The 16390-nt window shown below is 71.5% G+C and carries 15 protein-coding genes and 1 riboswitch; of the genes, 10 read left to right on the top strand and 5 right to left on the bottom strand.

What is annotated here, in order from left to right; genetic code table 11:
• Nucleotides 1-320: 320 nt before the first annotated feature.
• The 10 genes from AOM06_RS11295 (at nucleotide 321) to AOM06_RS11250 (ending at nucleotide 11575) form a co-directional block, all read left to right on the top strand.
• Entirely contained in the window at nucleotides 321-851 is a 531-nt protein-coding gene (locus tag AOM06_RS11295; RefSeq protein WP_062305988.1) for a hypothetical protein, read from the top strand.
• A 28-nt stretch (nucleotides 852-879) separates the two neighbouring features.
• Nucleotides 880-2475, top strand: coding sequence for an SPFH domain-containing protein (locus AOM06_RS11290; RefSeq protein ID WP_062305984.1), 1596 nt, complete (start codon nucleotides 880-882; stop codon nucleotides 2473-2475).
• A gap of 72 nt (nucleotides 2476-2547) precedes the next feature.
• Nucleotides 2548-2877 (top strand): PLD nuclease N-terminal domain-containing protein, encoded by a 330-nt coding sequence (locus tag AOM06_RS11285; RefSeq protein WP_062305982.1) that lies wholly within the window; start codon nucleotides 2548-2550, stop codon nucleotides 2875-2877.
• Nucleotides 2878-3024: 147 nt separating this feature from the next.
• Nucleotides 3025-3597 carry a dCTP deaminase gene (gene dcd, locus AOM06_RS11280; protein ID WP_062305980.1) on the top strand — a complete coding sequence of 191 codons (573 nt, stop codon included), beginning with the start codon at nucleotides 3025-3027 and terminating at the stop codon, nucleotides 3595-3597.
• A 111-nt stretch (nucleotides 3598-3708) separates the two neighbouring features.
• Nucleotides 3709-6240 (top strand): excalibur calcium-binding domain-containing protein, encoded by a 2532-nt coding sequence (locus tag AOM06_RS11275; RefSeq protein WP_062305978.1) that lies wholly within the window; start codon nucleotides 3709-3711, stop codon nucleotides 6238-6240.
• Between the two features lie 139 nt (nucleotides 6241-6379).
• Nucleotides 6380-7216: a DUF2510 domain-containing protein gene (locus AOM06_RS14795; RefSeq protein WP_062305975.1), complete on the top strand. Its 837-nt coding sequence runs from the start codon at nucleotides 6380-6382 to the stop codon at nucleotides 7214-7216.
• Nucleotides 7217-7250: 34 nt separating this feature from the next.
• A riboswitch (TPP riboswitch) is annotated at nucleotides 7251-7385 on the top strand.
• Between the two features lie 19 nt (nucleotides 7386-7404).
• Nucleotides 7405-8502 (top strand): thiamine ABC transporter substrate-binding protein, encoded by a 1098-nt coding sequence (locus tag AOM06_RS11265; RefSeq protein ID WP_062305973.1) that lies wholly within the window; start codon nucleotides 7405-7407, stop codon nucleotides 8500-8502.
• A 15-nt stretch (nucleotides 8503-8517) separates the two neighbouring features.
• Nucleotides 8518-10158 (top strand): ABC transporter permease, encoded by a 1641-nt coding sequence (locus AOM06_RS11260; protein ID WP_062305971.1) that lies wholly within the window; start codon nucleotides 8518-8520, stop codon nucleotides 10156-10158.
• A complete protein-coding gene (locus AOM06_RS11255) occupies nucleotides 10155-10805 on the top strand; it encodes an ABC transporter ATP-binding protein (RefSeq protein ID WP_062305969.1) in 651 nt (216 codons plus the stop codon). The genes AOM06_RS11260 and AOM06_RS11255 overlap by 4 nt, the downstream gene beginning before the upstream one ends.
• A gap of 86 nt (nucleotides 10806-10891) precedes the next feature.
• Nucleotides 10892-11575, top strand: coding sequence for a GNAT family N-acetyltransferase (locus AOM06_RS11250; RefSeq protein WP_062305966.1), 684 nt, complete (start codon nucleotides 10892-10894; stop codon nucleotides 11573-11575).
• A gap of 86 nt (nucleotides 11576-11661) precedes the next feature.
• On the opposite strand, the gene AOM06_RS11245 is transcribed toward AOM06_RS11250, so the two are convergent.
• The 5 genes from AOM06_RS11245 to AOM06_RS11225 form a co-directional block, all read right to left on the bottom strand.
• Nucleotides 11662-12843: an ABC transporter substrate-binding protein gene (locus AOM06_RS11245; RefSeq protein ID WP_062305963.1), complete on the bottom strand. Its 1182-nt coding sequence runs from the start codon at nucleotides 12841-12843 to the stop codon at nucleotides 11662-11664.
• 66 nt (nucleotides 12844-12909) lie between these two features.
• On the bottom strand, nucleotides 12910-13677 hold the full coding sequence (locus AOM06_RS11240; RefSeq protein WP_062305961.1) for an ABC transporter permease: 768 nt from the start codon (nucleotides 13675-13677) through the stop codon (nucleotides 12910-12912).
• Nucleotides 13674-14486 carry an ABC transporter ATP-binding protein gene (locus AOM06_RS11235; RefSeq protein WP_062305958.1) on the bottom strand — a complete coding sequence of 271 codons (813 nt, stop codon included), beginning with the start codon at nucleotides 14484-14486 and terminating at the stop codon, nucleotides 13674-13676. Before AOM06_RS11235 ends, AOM06_RS11240 begins: the two co-directional genes overlap by 4 nt.
• Nucleotides 14483-15358, bottom strand: a complete 876-nt coding sequence (locus tag AOM06_RS11230; protein ID WP_062305956.1) for an ABC transporter permease — start codon at nucleotides 15356-15358, stop codon at nucleotides 14483-14485. Before AOM06_RS11230 ends, AOM06_RS11235 begins: the two co-directional genes overlap by 4 nt.
• A gap of 8 nt (nucleotides 15359-15366) precedes the next feature.
• The gene (locus AOM06_RS11225; RefSeq protein ID WP_062305953.1) at nucleotides 15367-16383 is read right to left on the bottom strand and encodes a TIGR03842 family LLM class F420-dependent oxidoreductase; all 1017 of its coding nucleotides are present in this window, start codon (nucleotides 16381-16383) and stop codon (nucleotides 15367-15369) included.
• Nucleotides 16384-16390 lie beyond the last annotated feature (7 nt).

Raw genomic sequence — 16390 nt, 5'->3', positions numbered from 1 at the left:
TGGGAGGAGTCGGGCGCGTGGCGTTTTCTATCAATCTCGAGCGCGGTGTAACGAGCCCTGTTACATCTCGGCCCTCTCGGGGCGCGCCAGATCGCCGTCACGGTCCCAGGCATGGCGGGCTTCATCGCCCGACAGCACGGGTAGTCCCACGGCACCGCCCGAGTCACCCCTAGTGCGCGTCGCCCCCGACCGCTAGATTCTCGCCATGCCCTGCCCGCCGATGTCGCACCCGAGGCGCGACTCCGCGGACCGCACGGCGCATCGTCCCCGGCCGTATCCGGGCGCGAGCGCGCCCGCCACCCGTGAGAGAGGCGAGTGACATGGGACTCGAGACCGTGACCGTCGGCTACATGCTGCTGGGGCTGGGAGGCCTCGCGCTGATCTTCGCAATCATCTCCGCGGTGGTCGGCGACATCTTCGACGTCGCGCTCGACATCCTCCCGGACGGTGCCCTGAGCTCGACCACCACGGCGGCCACCGTCGCGGGCTTCGGCTTCGCGGGCGCGGCGGCCACCTTCGGGATGGACGACCCGAGCCTGGGCGTGGTCATCGCGATCGGGCTCGCGGGCGCGGTCGCCGGCTGGCTGCTCGCCTTCGGCGCGCACCGCGTGTTCATGAGCCAGCAGCAGGAGGACGGCGCGACGGATCTGAACGCGATGGTGGGCCGCATCGTCACCGTCATCGAGGCGCCGCCGGCGCCGGGCGGGCTCGGCACCGCCCTGGTGCCGTTCCTGGGCCAGAACCGCCGCATGAGCTTCCGCTCCGACGAGCCGCTGAAGGCGGGCGACGACGTGGTCGTCGACGCCGTGCTCGCGAGCAACCAGATCAAGGTCTCCCGGCACTCCGCCTAGGGACCTCGTACACACAAGGGGGCAGTACATGTTCAACCTCGACGGCAGCGCGATCACCCTGATCGCCATCGCTGCCAGCGTGGTGGCCGCGATCGTGGTGGTGTGGGCCATCGCGTCGCGCTACAAGGTCTCGGACCCGGACGAGGCGTTCGTGGTCTCGGGCTCGAAGTCGAAGACCCAGGTGCCCATCCGCAAGGCCGACGGCACCGTCACCTACGAGACGCGCCCCGTGCCGTCGAAGGTGGTCCTGGGTGGTGGCGGCGTCTTCGTGGTGCCGTTCACGCAGCGCTACAACAAGGTGTCTCTCGAGACGCGCCAGATCGCGTGGCGGGTCCAGGACTCCCCCTCGAACCAGAACATCCTGGTCAACCTCGAGGGCGTCGCGAACGTGAAGATCGGCGGCGACGAGGCCTCGGTCCGCGCCGCGATCGAGCGCTTCAACGTGAACCCCCTCAACATCGAGGCGTTCGTCCAGCAGAACATCGAGGGCGACATGCGCGCCATCGTGGGCACCATGTCCGTCGAGGACATCAACTCCGACCGCGAGACGCTCAAGGACCGCGTCATGAAGGTCACCGGCGAGGCCTGCTCCGAGTGGGGCCTGGTGCTCGAGGGGCTGAACATCCAGTCCGTCACCACGCCGTCCGGCTACATCCAGGACCTGGGACGCCGCCAGGCCGCCATCGCGCGCCGCGACGCGGAGATCGCCGAGGCCGAGGCCCGCCGCGAGTCCGAGCAGAAGCGCGCCGCCGCCGAGCAGCAGATCGCCGAGGCGAACCGCACGCTCGCGCTCCGCATGGCCGAGATCCAGCAGGACACCGACACCGCCGAGGCGAACGCCAAGGCCGCCGGCCCCATCGCCGAGGCCCAGCGCAACGTCGAGATCTACGAGCAGGAGCGCCTGGCCGAGGCCAAGCGCGCCGAGGTCACCGAGATGCGCCTCGAGTCGGAGGTCCGCAAGCCCGCGGACGCCGGCGCGTACGCGATGAAGGTCGAGGCCGAGGCCGCGCGTGAGGCCGCGATCTCCAAGGCCAAGGGTGCCGCCGAGGCGACCCGCCAGGCCGGTGAGTCGGAGGCCGCCGCGAACCAGGCGCGCGGTCTCGCGGATGCCGCGGTGTTCGAGGCGCGAGGCAAGGCAGAGGCCGCGGCCGACGAGGCGCGCGGTTCCGCCGCGGCCCGCGTGGTCGAGGCCCAGGGTCTGGCGGAGGCATCGTCCGTCAAGGCGAAGGGTGAGGCCGAGGCCTCCGCGATCGCCGCGAAGGGCAAGGCCGAGGCCGAGGGCATCGAGGCCAAGAAGACGGCCTACGAGAACATGCCGCAGGTCGGCATCCTCGAGATCGCGCTCGACGGCATGCCCGCGATCGTGGGCGAGATGGGCAAGGCCATGGCCTCGATCGACAGCCTCACGGTGGTCTCGACCGAGGGCGCCTCGGCGGTCACCCGTCAGGCGGCCAACCTGTTCACCGAGACCGAGGAGGTCATGACCTCCGTCACCGGCTTCGGCATCAGCGACCTCATCAAGGGCGCCGTGGGCGGCGCGGCTGCCGGACGCGCCGCCGTCGAGGCGGGGCACGATGCGCGGGGCCAGGCCGACCCCGACCTCCCGGGCGTCACGCACGTCTGAGCACCAGCGCGCAACGACGGCCCCCGCGAGTTCTCTCGCGGGGGCCGTCGCACGTTTCGGGCGTGACCAGGCATGACCCTGGTGCGCGCGCATCGTCCCCGCTACGTTGCCGTCATGCGCTATCTGCCGTTCCTGCTGTACATCGCGATGACGGTGTACGCGCTCGCGGACATCGTCCAGCAGCCCTCGGACAACCCGCGGAACCTGCCCAAGGCCGTGTGGATCCTCATCGTGCTGCTGGTGCCGTGGGTCGGGTCGGGCGCGTGGATCCTGCTCAAGCTCCTCGGCGGCCCGGGTCAGCGGCAGATGCCTCCGGCGCCGCTCGCGCCGGACGACGACCCGGCCTACCGCGTGTGGCTCAACGAGCAGGAGCGCCGCCGGCGCGGCCAGTTCGGCGGCTGAGCGCGGGCCTCGCCTGCGCCCTGTGAGGTGCCGAGTGCTCGGATCCGCACGATCCGAGCACTGAGCACCTCGCAGGAGGTCCGGGGGCGAGAGCGGCGGCGGGCGCGAGCCTCGCATCGTCCCCGCGCGGGCACTAGGTTGGGCACCATGCTTCTCTCGGACAGGGACATCCGCGCTGAGATCGCTTCGGGCAGGGTCGCCCTCGACCCCTGGGACCCCGAGATGGTCCAGCCCTCCTCGATCGATGTGCGCCTCGACCGCTTCTTCCGCGTGTTCGACAACCACAAGTACGCCGCGATCGACCCGGCGGCCGAGCAGCCCGAGCTCACTCGGCTGGTCGACATCGCGGACGGGCCGTTCGTGCTGCACCCGGGCGAGTTCGTGCTCGGCTCGACCTACGAGTCCGTGACGCTGCCCGACGACATCGCGGCGCGCCTCGAGGGCAAGTCCTCGCTGGGCCGCCTGGGCCTGCTCACGCACTCGACCGCGGGCTTCATCGACCCGGGCTTCGAGGGCAACGTCACGCTCGAGCTGTCGAACACCGCGACGCTGCCCATCAACCTGTGGCCAGGCATGAAGATCGGCCAGCTGTGCTTCTTCCGCCTGTCCTCCCCCGCCGAGCACCCGTACGGCTCGGAGAAGTACGGCTCGCGGTACCGCGGCCAGCGCGGCCCCACCGCGTCGCTCAGCTGGAAGAGCTTCCACCGCATCGACGTGTGACCTTGCCGACCGCTGCTTGACCTGCGGCCGCACCAGGCACCATGATCTGCTCACGCGCGCGCGTGAGGCGTCGCCTCTCACACGCGTCGCGCATCGTCTGGGGGTTCACCGGTGGCACTGCCGCGCCGTCTTGCTCGTCTGTCCGCGCCCATCGTCGCGGCCGCCATCCTCGCCGCCGTGGGCCTCGCGCCCGCCGGCGCCGCCGGGGGCGACGCCGTGGACATCCCGGGCGGGAACCTCGAGGGCTGCCTCCGCGGCAGGCTGGGGATCTCGAGCCCGACGCCGCTCACGCAGGACGACCTCGCGTCGCTGACGTCGCTCTCGTGCGGCCTCGTCGGGGACGGCACGCTCGAGGGCCTCCAGTACGCGGTCAATCTCGAGAGCCTCTCGCTCACGGGAACGTTCAGCCCGGCCACCATCGACGGCGAGCCCGATGCCGACGCCGTCGCAGGCCTCCTCGAGCCGCTGCGCGAGCTCACCTCGCTCCAGACAGCGGTGCTGTCCTTCAGCGGCGGCGTCGCCTTCTCCCTCGAGCCTCTGTCGGAGCTGCCTGCGCTCACGAGCCTCCAGGTGCAGCGGCTGCCCGAGGACGGCGTCGAGAGCCTTCTTCCCGCGCCAGCGCTCACCGACCTCCAGGTCTCCTACGCCTGGCCGTCGATCGACGGCATCGACCACCTCACGGACCTCACGTCGCTCTGGCTGCGCAATGTGCCCGCCTCCACTGCCGAGACCCCCGTGTCGCTCACTCCGCTCGCCGGACTCACGAAGCTTGCCGACGTGACCATCGAGGACGGCGGGGACGCAGGCGACCTCACGATGTTCGCCACGATGCCGGGTCTCACCTCTCTGGCCCTCGACGGCGTCGCGGCCACGAGCCTCGCGGGCCTTGGCACGCATCCCTTGCTCACCACCCTGGAGGTGAGCGATGCCGGCCTCTCGAGCCTCGCCGGGGTCGAGGCCTTCGCCGGGCTCACGAGCATCGACGTGCATGGCAATGGCCTCACCGACATCTCGCCGCTCGCGGGTCTCACGGCGCTCGCCACGGTGAACGTCAATGCCAACCACCTCACCGACATCTCCGCCCTCGGGAGCCTGACGCTCAGCGACTACTCCGCGTGGGGCCAGACGATCACCGTGGACGCCCCCGTGAGCACGTGCGCCGCCGTCACGGGTTTCACCACCACCGACGTCACCGGCGCGGTTGCGCCGCTCTCCCCAGTCACCGGGTACCCGGACTACGCGCGGGTGGGCGTGGTGGACGGCAGCACGATGGTGTGGACCGTCCCCGGGACCCACACGGTCACCTTCAACTCCCCGGGCAGCGGAAGCGCCTTCTTCGGAACCTTCACCGTCACCGTCGAGGATTCCGGCGCACCGTGCCCCTGGCACAGCCTCGCCTCGATCGCGGTCCCCACGAAGCTGACCGTGGGCACCGCAGCCAGGGCCACCGTCACCTGGTCCAGCGCCCTGCACCCTGCGTACAAGGTCGAGTGGGTCGACGCCCGGGGCGCCGTGCTCGCCACCGGAACCTCTGCGTCCACCGACACGTGGGCTGGCCAGGACGTCCGCGCCCGTATCGTCCCCTCGACCGCGGGATTCGACACCGCGCCTCTCGCGTCCACGGCCGTGCACGCGGCGCGCACCCTCCCGACCACCATGAAGGTCATGTTGGGCGGCACTGCGATCGCGTACGAGACCCTCGTGGTCAGGGAAGCGGACCGCCCCGTCGACGTGTCCCTCACCTACCGCTGGTACCGCGACGGCGTCCGCATCACGGGCCAGGCGAAGCACTACTACACCCTGACCAAGGCCGATGCCGGGCACACCATCAAGGTCGTGGCGCACGCGAGCGACACCTATGGACGCTGGTGGCCCAAGGACCTCACCAGCAACGCCGTCACGGTCAACTCGAAGCTCCCGTTCACGTTCGCACCGGAGCCGGTGCTCCCCACCAAGGCGCTCGTCGGGACGACGCTGCGCGCGGACAACTTCAACGGCGGCGTATGGACACCCAAGCCGACGTCGTTCAGCTACCAGTGGTACCGCGACGGCAAGGCGATCAGCGGCGCCACCCGCGTCTCCTACACGGTGACGTCCGCTGATGCCGGGCACAAGCTCTCGGTGCGGGTCACCGCGCGGCGATCCGGCTACATCGCGACCCACGTCTGGTCTGGAGACGCCAATGCCGGACGGAAGCTCACCACGGCCGCACCGCGGATCTCCGGGACGGCGGCGGTGCGCTCGACCGTCAAGGCGACGACCGGCACGTGGGGCCCCGGCACCGTGAGCCTGGTGAAGCGCTGGTACGTGAACGGGAAGCTGGTCCACACCGGCGCCTCGTACACGCCCTCGCCGCGCGATGCCTTCAAGTCCCTCCAACTCAAGGTCACCGGCTCCAAGACCGGCTACTTCACCGTGACGCGTGCCTCGACCACCAGCACCGTCGCCGGCATCAAGTACTCCTCGTGCGCCGCGCTCCGGAAGGACTACCCGGGCGGCGTCGCGCAGTACTCGACCACCAAGGACAAGGTCAACGGCGTGGTGGCCGGCGGGCTCGCGTCCAACACCTTCGTCTCCGCGAAGCTGTACGCGCTCAACGCGGCGCGCGACGGCGACAAGGATGGCTGGGCCTGCGAGCCCTGAGCGGCGTCCCGATCCGCACGGAGGTCACGATGAGGTCACGAAAGGCCTGATACATGCCGCTCCGGCGTCATGCGGACGGCCCCTGCCCCTCTCAGCACGTGACGCGCGACACATCGCGCCGCACGCCTGAGGGGGGCACATGACCACGGAGAGCAACGTCGACGCACCGGCCGCGGGCTGGTACCCGGACCCGAGCGACGCCACGCGCCAGCGCTGGTGGGACGGCGCGGCGTGGACCGAGCAGACCGCGCCCGCGGGCGCCGAGCCGTTCGCTGCCGCCGGAACCGACCCGTTCGCGCAGCCCGAGCCCGTGCGCCGGAACCCGTGGAAGATCGTGGGCAGCGCCGTCGCGGCGCTGGTGGTGGGCTACCTGGTCTACTCGGGCGTGGTCGCCGCGATCGAGGGTGCCACGGGCGATGACGATGCCCCGGCCGTCGGCGCCGAGGGCGCGCGTGCCATCCCCGCCGCCGACACCGGCGGATGGTCGAGCGTGGCCGTCATGGGTGGCGCCGGCGGGATCATGGTCGACCCGGAGTGGACGGACATCGCCGACGTCCTCGGCGCGGACGCCATGTCCGAGCAGATGTCCGAGCTCGCAGGTGGCGACATCGCCGTGGACGGCGCCTGGCTGACCGCCGGCGACCTCATGTACGGCGGCACCATGCTCATGGTGATGAGCGTCACCGACACGAGCGACGCCAGCACCCCGCAGATCGAGGTCGAGAGCTTCGTCGAGTCGGCGACCGCCGGCGCGGAGTACACCATGACCAACGGCGAGGACGTGGTGACCGCGGAGGGCTTCCCCGGATACATCGCCGAGTTCGACATCGAGGTGGACGGGCTGGTCCTGTCGAACTCGGTCGGGGTGATCGCCGACGGCCGCCACCAGCTGATGGTCTACGCGACCGGCACCGAGGAGCTCGGCTCGGGCACGGAGCGCCTCGAGGCGGTGCTCGACTCCTTCACCGCGCAGTAGCGTCGGCGGGTCCGCTCACCCGCGCTATCCTGGCCGGACACGACAGGGGAGCGCTTCCCGGTTCCGTCATCACGGCGGCCCGGGGCCAGGGCGCTGAGAGTGCGGAACGCCGCAGACCCTCGAACCTGATCCGGCTCGCACCGGCGTAGGGAGTCGAGTCTCGTCCCCTCCTATTCCGGGAGGAAAACATGCGCGTCACGCGCACCGCGGCCGCCACGGCCGCAGCCATCTCCACCTTGACCCTCGCGGCCTGCTCCACGGCCGCAGACCCCGAGGCCTCGCCCAGCGGGGACGATGCCGCGACCGCCCAGGCGACCGCCGCATCATCCGCCACGCCTGATGCGGGCGGCACCGTCCGCCTGGTCACGCACGACAGCTTCGCGGTGCCGGACGATGTCCTGGCCGCCTTCGAGGCCGAGTCCGGCATCGACGTCGAGCTGGTCCAGCCGGGTGACGCCGGCACGCTGGTGAACCAGCTGGTGCTGACCAAGGACGCGCCGCTCGGCGACGTGGTCTACGGCATCGACAACACGTTCGCGTCGCGCGCGATCGACAACGGCGTGCTCGCGGCCCACGCGTCGACCGCCCCCGCGGCGGCCGATGCCGCCGACTACGCCGTCCCCGGCGCCGAGGACCTCCTCACCGCCGTCGACTACTCCGACGTCTGCCTCAACTACGACCTCGCGGTCTTCCCCGACGGTGCCCCCACCCTCGAGGAGCTCACCGACTCCGCGTACGCCGGGATGGTCTCCGTGACCAACCCCGCGACCTCCTCCCCCGGGCTCGCCTTCATGCTCGCGACCGAGGCGGCGCTGGGCGACGGCTGGCTCGACTGGTGGGAGGCGATGCGGGAGAACGACGTCCGCGTCACCGCATCGTGGTCCGACACCTACTACACGGACTTCTCGGCGCCGAACTACGGGGGTTCGTACCCCATCGTCCTCAGCTACGCCTCGTCCCCTCCGTACGAGGTGATCGACGGCGAGCCCACCACGGCCGCGATGCTCGACACCTGCTTCCGCCAGGTCGAGTACGCGGGCGTGCTCGAGGGCGCGGAGAACCCCGCGGGCGCGCAGGCCGTGGTCGACTGGCTGCTCTCCGACGCGTTCCAGGAGACGCTGCCGGAGAACATGTACGTGTACCCCGTGTCCTCCTCGGCCGAGGTGCCCGCGGACTGGGCGGAGTTCGCGCCGCTCGCCGAGACGCCCCTCACGGTCGACCCGGCGGATATCGACGCGCACCGCGACGAGTGGATCGCCGACTGGACCGCCACGGTCCTCGACTGACCTGAGAAGCACCCGATGAAGCCCTGGCCCGCGAGCGCCCGCCTCTGGTGGGCGCTCGCGGCGCTGCCGGTCGGCTTCCTCGGGCTGTTCTTCCTGTGGCCCGCGGGCACCGTCATCGTGCGGGGGCTCCTGGGCGAGGACGGGTTCGGCGGCGGGGATCTCGCGGGCGCGCTCGAGGTGCTCACGCGGTCGCGGACGCTGCACGCGATCGGGGCCACGGTGGTGCTCGCGGCGCTCGGCACGCTCGGCTCGCTGCTGCTCGGCATCCCGGCGGCGTGGGCGTTGTCGCGTTTCGCATGGCGCGGCGCGCGGACCATGCGCGCGCTGGTCACCGTGCCTTTCGTGCTGCCGACCATCGTGGTCGCCGCGGCGTTCCAGGCGCTCTTCGCGCGCAACGGGCTGCTCGGGTCCCTGGGGCTCGACCAGTCGATGGCGGCGATCGTGCTCGCGCTCGTGTTCTTCAACATCTCGGTGGTGGTGCGCATCGTCGGCGGGGCGTGGGAGTCGCTCTCCCCGCGCATGGCCGATGCGGCGCGCACCCTGGGCGCCTCGCCGTCCCGGGCCTTCCTGCGGGTGACGCTGCCCGCGCTGCGCCCCGCGATCGCGAGCGCCGCGGCGGTGGTGATGCTGTTCTGCTCGACCTCTTTCGCCCTGGTGCTGGTGCTGGGCGGATCGCGCATCCGCACCGTCGAGACCGAGATCTACCTCCAGGTCAACCAGTTCCTCGACCTGCGCGCCGCCGCCGTGCTCGCGCTGGTCCAGGTGGTGTTCGTCGGGATCGCGCTGTGGGTGAGCGCGCGGGCCCGGGCACCGAGGCCGCCCGCCGCGGTCGAGCCGGCGCGGGCGCCGCGCGGGAGCGAGCGCGCCGGGATCGCCGCGGCGCTGGCGCCCACGCTCGTGCTGATCGCGTTACCCGCGATCGCGTTGGTCGAGCGCTCCCTGCGGACCTCCGACGGCTACGGCCTCGACCACTACCGTCACCTGTTCGGCGAGCCCCCCGCGCGCTCGACGCTCTCGGCGCCGCTGTGGCAGGCGGCGGTGACCTCCCTGCTGACGGCCCTGGTGGCGACGGCGATGGCCGCGGCCGTGGGCATCGTGACCGCACAGCTGGTGGCACGGCGCTCACGGCGCGCGTCGCTGCTCGAGTCCCTGGTGATGCTGCCGCTCGGGGTGTCCGCCGTGGTGGTGGGGCTGGGGCTGCTGCTCACCCTCAACCGCTCCGTGCTGGGGGTGGACCTGCGCGCCTCGTGGTGGCTGGTCCCCATCGCGCAGGCCGTGGTCGCGCTGCCGCTCATGGTGCGGGCGCTGGTCCCCGCCGCGCGGGCGATCGACCCGCGCCTGCGGGCGGCTGCCGCGACCCTGGGGGCCTCGCCCTGGCGCGTGCTGTGGCGCGTGGACGCACCGCTGCTGAGGTCCGCGACCGCCGCGTCGATCGCCTTCGCCTTCGCGATCTCGATGGGCGAGTTCGGCGCCACCGCTTTTGTCGCGCGGCCCGACCGGCCCACGCTGCCGACCGCGATCGCGCGCCTCCTGTCGCGCCCGGGCATCGACAATGTGGGCATGGCCTTCGCCGCGTCCGTCCTGCTCGCCGCCGTCACCGCGGCGGTCATGCTCGCCTCCGAGCGCCTGCGCACCACGGTGGGGGCCGAGCTGTGAGCGGGCTCGCCGTCCGGGATTTGCGCGTCACCTATCCCGGAAAGCCGCCGATCGAGGCCGTCCGGGGCGTCTCGCTCGAGATCCCGCGTGGCGAGACGGTCGCGTTGCTCGGGCCGTCCGGCTGCGGCAAGTCCTCGCTGCTGTCCGCCGTGGTGGGCATCGTCGAGCCCGCCGGCGGGGCGGTGCGGTGGGACGGCGAGGACCTCGCGCGCGTGCCCGTGCACAAGCGCGGCTTCGGGCTGGTGTTCCAGGACGGACAGTTGTTCCCGCACCTCACGGTGGGCGCGAACATCGCGTTCGGGCTCGAGATGGCGGGGGTGGGCCGCGCCGCCCGAGCCGAGCGGGTCGAGGAGCTGCTCGCGCTGGTGGGGCTTGCGGGACTCGGAGGGCGGGCGGTCACGGAGCTGAGCGGGGGGCAGCGGCAGCGCGTCGCGCTCGCCCGGTCTCTGGCCCCGCGCCCGCGCCTGCTCGCGCTCGACGAGCCGCTGTCCTCCCTGGACGCGGACCTCCGGGGTCGCTTGGCCGTCGAGGTCCGCGACATCCTGCGAGCATCGGGCACCACCGGGCTGGTGGTGACGCACGACGCCGCCGAGGCATCGGTGATGGCCGACCACGTGCTGCGCATGGAGGACGGGCTGCTCGTCTAGGGGCGTCCCGCTGACACATGGGCGCGCGCCCACGTGTGCGAGCACCGGTGTGTCAGCCGGGAGCCAAGGGCGGCAGAATCGACCTCATGTCCCTCTCCGAGCTCGACCACCCCGTCTTCCACGCGCTGTCCGGCGCGCATCGTCACCTCGCCCTCCGCCAGGGCGGGGCGGCGCGCTTCCGCCCGACCGTCGCCTCGTTCGCAGCCGTGCCCCCGGAGCCCACGGCCCAGGACTGGAGCGACCTCGCCGGCATCGCGGGCGAGGACGAGATGATCCTGTTCGGCGTCCCGCAGGAGGTCCCCGACTGCTGGGAGGAGACCGAGCGCTTCGCGGTGGTGCAGATGACCGCGCCCGAGGGCTTCGGGCGTCCCGCGGACGATGACGTGGTGCGGCTCTCGCTCGACGACGCCCAGGAGATGCTCGAGATCGTCGCCGAGGCGCAGCCGGGGCCGTTCTTCCCGGAGACGCCGCTCATGGGCGCCTACTACGGGATCCGCGAGGAGGGCCGCCTGGTCGCGCTGGCCGGCGAGCGGCTCACCACCCCGTCGTGGACCGAGATCAGCGCGGTGTGCACGCGCGACACCCACCGCGGCCGCGGGCTCGCGACCCGGCTCATGGAGGTGGTGGCGCACGGCATCCGCGAGCAGGGCCGCCGACCGTTCCTCCACACCGGCGCAGGCAACGCGACCGCGATCCGCCTCTACGAGCACCTGGGCTTCGAGCACCGCGAGGGCGGCAACGTGGTGCAGTTCGTGCGCGTCGCGCGCTGAGCCTGAACGCGCCAGCGGGACATGAGCGCCGGATCCGAGCCGGATCCTGCACCCATGTCCCGCCAGCACGCGGAGGCGGCTAGGGCCTACGCGCCGCCCTCGTTCAGCGTGACCTCGATGGGCGCGAAGTCCTCACCCATGACGTCCACGCCGTCGGCCTTGAGCTCCTCGAGAGCCGCGTCCACGTACTCGTTCGAGTAGGCGGTCTCCGGCGGGTCGGCCGTGATGATGGTCGCTCCCTCGGGGTTGACCGTCTCGAGCGCCATGGCGACCGTCGAGCTCCACTGGTCCTCGTTGATGTGGCCCACGCCGGAGGTGGACGGGAAGATCAGCTTGTTGACCTCGTTGGTCATCCACAGCTGGTGCGAGGTGCCGAGCGTCGAGCCCGCCGCCGTCACGATGTCCGCCGCCGCCTCGGGCTCGTCCTTGGCGTAGACGCAGCCCTTGATGGTGCCCTTGATGAACTTGGTGGTGGTGGCCGCGTAGTCCTCGTCGGACGCGAGACGCTCGGAGTCCGCCCAGATGGCGTCCTGGAGCATCGCGGTGCCCTCCTCGTTCCAGTCGATGACCACCAGGTCCTCCGGCGTGTAGAGCTCGCCGGTCTCCGGGTTCACGGTCTCGAGGACCTGGGCGTACTCGTTGTACGTCATGGCCTGCGCCGCGTCGATGTCGCCCGCGATGAAGGCGTTCATGTCGAAGGCCTGCTGGACGGTCGCGCCGCCCGGGAGGTCCGCGAGCGTGACGCCGTTGGCCTGCATGCCGGCGATCAGCTCCCACTCGTTGCCGTAGCCCCACGAGCCGACGCTCTTGCCCGCGAGGTCCGCGGCCGAGGTGATGCCCGAGTCCGCGAACGCCACCTGCATGGTGCCCGAGCGCTCGAAGATCTGCGCGACGTTGGTGACGGTCGCGCCCTGCTCGATCGCGCCGAGCACCTTGGGAACCCACGACACCGCGAAGTCCGCGCCGCCCGACGTGAGCACGTCGATGGGCACGATGTCGACCGCGCCGGGGATGATCGTGACGTCGAGGCCCTCGTCCTCGTAGTAGCCCTGATCGGCCGCCGCGTAGTAGCAGGCGAACTGCGCCTGCGTGAGCCACTGGAGCTGCACCGAGACCGCGGTGAGCTCCGCGGGCGCCTCCGAGCCCGTGTCGCCGCCGGTCGCCGCCGGCTCCGCCTCGTCCGACGAACAGCCGGTGAGCGTGAGCGCGCCGAGCGCCGCCGCCGTGAACGCGGCCGCGCGCGCGCCGCGAGTTGCGATGAATGCCATCTGTCCCTACCCCTCGTTCTCCCTGTGATGCCTTGCTGACCTGCTCGACCGCCCGCCGGCGGACGCCTATGACCCCCCGCGACGACGCAGCGCCCAGGCCTCGATGCCTGCCGTCACGCCGTAGAAGAGCGCGCCGAGCAGCACGGCGCCGAGGACGTACGCCCAGGCCCCCGTGTAGTTGCTGCCCGCCGCTGCGGAGGTGATCGCCTTGCCCAGACCGTTCGCCGGGCCACCGAAGTACTCCGCGATGAGCGCCGAGATGACCGCGAGCGACGAACCGATCTTGAGACCGTTGAGGACGTAGGGCACGGCTCCAGGGAGGAGGAGCAGGCGGTTGGCCTGCTCGGCCGTCGCGGCATAGGACCGCATGAGGTCACGATGCACGGGCTCCACCTGGCGGAGACCGTTCAACGTGTTGAGATACATCGGCACGAACACCGCGATGGCGGCGATGATCTGCCGGCCGGTGTGGGCGGCCGCGCCGAACATCGCGTAGAACACCGGCGCGAGCGCCACGATGGGGATGACCGCGAGCGCCGCGACCAGGGGGGCGAGCATCTGCGACAGCACGCGCAGCGCGTTCGCGAAGATCGCGACGAGGATGCCCGTCAGCCCTCCCACGACGAGGCCGATGAGGGCGTTGAGGCCCGTCACCTTCGCCGCGTCGACGATGTGCGAGAAGGACTCGGTGAACGCGCCCGCGATCCCGGACGGGGACGGCACCAGGAACGGCTTGACCTCGAAGGCGACCACGAGCAGCTGCCACAGCGCGATCGCGACGACGCCCAGCGCCACCGGGGCGAGCATCGTCCGTGCCGTGGTCGAGCCTCTCATCGGTTCTCGACCCCCCGGGGACCGGGCGATGCGTCGGCGCCGCCGTGCAGCGCGGAGCGCACCGCCGTGACGCCCTTGTAGAACGCGGCGTCCTCGCGCAGATCCTCGTCGCGCGAGGAGAAGCTGAGGTCGATGATGTCCGTGATCCGGCCCGGCCGGGGCGACATCACCACCACGCGGTCCGAGAGGAACACCGCCTCCGGGATCGAGTGCGTCACGAAGATCACGGCGGCGCCGGTCTCCTGGCACAGCGCGACCAGCTCGTTCTGCATGTGCTCGCGCGTCATCTCGTCGAGCGCGCCGAAGGGCTCGTCCATGAGGAGCAGCCGGGGCCGCTCGGCCATGGACCGGGCGATCGCGACGCGCTGCTTCATGCCGCCCGAGAGCTGGTCGGGGTGGTGGTCCGCGAAGTCCTCGAGGCCGATGAGCGCGAGCAGCTCGTCCGAGCGCTCCTTGCGGGCACGCGCGTCGACCCCGTGGATCTCGAGCGGCAGCTCGATGTTGGCCCGCACGGTGCGCCACGGCAGCAGGCCCGCCTGCTGGAACGCGATCCCGTAGTCCTGGTCCTTGCGCGCCTGCTCGACGGTCTTGCCGAACACCGTGATCTCGCCGCCGGTGGCGGGGTCGAGGTCGGCGACCAGCCGCATGAGCGTGCTCTTGCCGCAGCCCGAGGGCCCGATCAGCGACACGAACTCGCCGGCGGCGACCTCGAGGCTGACGTCGGACAGCGCGTGGACCTCCCCGCCCTTGCGGGTGCGGAAGACCTTGTCGACGCCCTGGATGGTGACGGCGGCGCGGGTGGCGCTCATGCGGGGACCTCTCCTCTCCTGAACCGCCCGAGACCGCGCCCGAGCAGCGCGACGAGCCCCGCGGACAGCAGCCCGATGAGCACGGCGCCGAAGATCGGGGCCCAGGTCTTGGCGGGGTCGCCGCTCGCGGTGGCGGCGAACTCGATGATCATGCGGCCGATGCCGCCGCCCAGGCCGATGCTGACCTCGGCCACCACGGTGCCCACCACGGCGTTCGCGGCGGCCAGCTTGAGCGCGGGCATCAGGTAGGGGACGGAGGCGGGCAGGCGGAGGCGGATCAGCGTGGTCCACCAGCCCGCGGCGTAGGCGTGGAACAGGTCGGTATCGGCCTGCGGCGGCGACTTGAGCCCGCGGAGCGCGCTGACGGCGACGGGGAAGAACGCGAGGTAGGACGCGATCACCGCCACCGACATCCAGTTCTCCCACTGGAAGGAGCCGACGTGGATGTTGGTCCCCCAGCGCTTGACCAGCGGCGCGATCGCGATGAGCGGCACGGTCTGGCTCAGCACCACCCACGGGAGCACCGCGCTCTCCGCGGTGAGCCAGCGCTGCATGAGGAGCGCGAGCAGCATCCCGGAGATCACGCCGAGCACCCACCCGAGCGCCGCGATGCCCAGCGAGAACGCCGCCGCCTGCAGCACCGCCCACCAGAGCACATCGGCGTCGGCGGCGCGGGTGACCGGATCGAACAGCCGCGTCACCATGTCCCAGATGTGCGGCATCGCGATGTCGGTGGTGCGGGGCAGGACTGTGATCGATCCCACCGTGACGCCCTCGTCGGGCGCGACCGCCTTGTAGAGCTCCCAGAGCGCCGCGACCCCGAGGACGCCGACGACGCCCCAGAGGATCGACTGCGCCCTGGCCGTCCGCATCGTCCGCCTCACACCTTCGCCGTGATCGCGTCCGTCAGTGCCGGGATGACCGTCTCGCCGTAGACGCGGAGCGTCTCCTCCTTGTTGTCGTGCTGGAGGTAGCCCGCGAACTGGGTCATGCCGGCGTCGCGCAGCTCCTCGAGCTTCGCGATGTGGTCCGCCGCCGTGCCGAGCACGCAGAAGCGGTCGACGATCTCGTCGGGGACGAACTCGGTGTGCGAGTTCCCCGCGCGGCCATGCTCGTTGTAGTCGTAGCCCTCGCGGCCCTTGATGTAGTCGGACAGCGCGGTCGGGATCGCCCCCGAGTCGCCGTAGCGGCCCACGATGTCCGCGACGTGGTTGCCCACCATGCCGCCGAACCAGCGGCACTGCTCGCGCATGTGCTCCCAGTCGTCGCCGATGTACATGGGCGCGGAGACGCAGAACGTGAGGCTCTCGGGGTCGCGGCCGACCCCTTCCGCCGCCGCCTTCACCGAGTCGATCATCCAGCGCGCGATGTCGACGTCCGCGCACTGGAGGATGAAGCCGTCGCCCACCTCGCCTGCGGCCTTGAGCGCGAGCGGGCCGTACGCCGCGACCCAGACCTCGAGCGAGGAGGTCCGCGCCCACGGGAACTGGAGCTGCGAGCCCTTGTACTCGACGGACCGGCAGTTCGCGAGCTCGCGGATCACGTGGATCGACTCGCGCATCTCGCGCACCGTGACGGGCTTGCCGTTGGTGACGCGCACCGCCGAGTCGCCGCGACCCATGCCGCACACCGTGCGGTTGCCGTACATCTCGTTGAGCGTCGCGAAGACCGAGGCGGTGACCGTCCAGTCGCGCGTCGCGGGGTTGGTGACGAAGGGCCCGACCTTGATGCGGTCGGTCTGCGCGAGGATCGCGCTGTAGATGACGTACGGCTCCTGCCACAGCAGGTGCGAGTCGAACGTCCACGCGTAGCCGAAGCCGTGCTCCTCGGCCAGCTTGGCGAGCGCGATGGTGCGCTGCGCGGGAGGGTTGGTCTGAAGGACGACCCCGAATTCCATGGTGAGC

It is taken from the genome of Demequina subtropica, assembly GCF_000971235.1.
GTDB classification, from domain to species: domain Bacteria; phylum Actinomycetota; class Actinomycetes; order Actinomycetales; family Demequinaceae; genus Demequina; species Demequina subtropica.
This window is presented reverse-complemented; position numbering and strand designations above follow the sequence as displayed.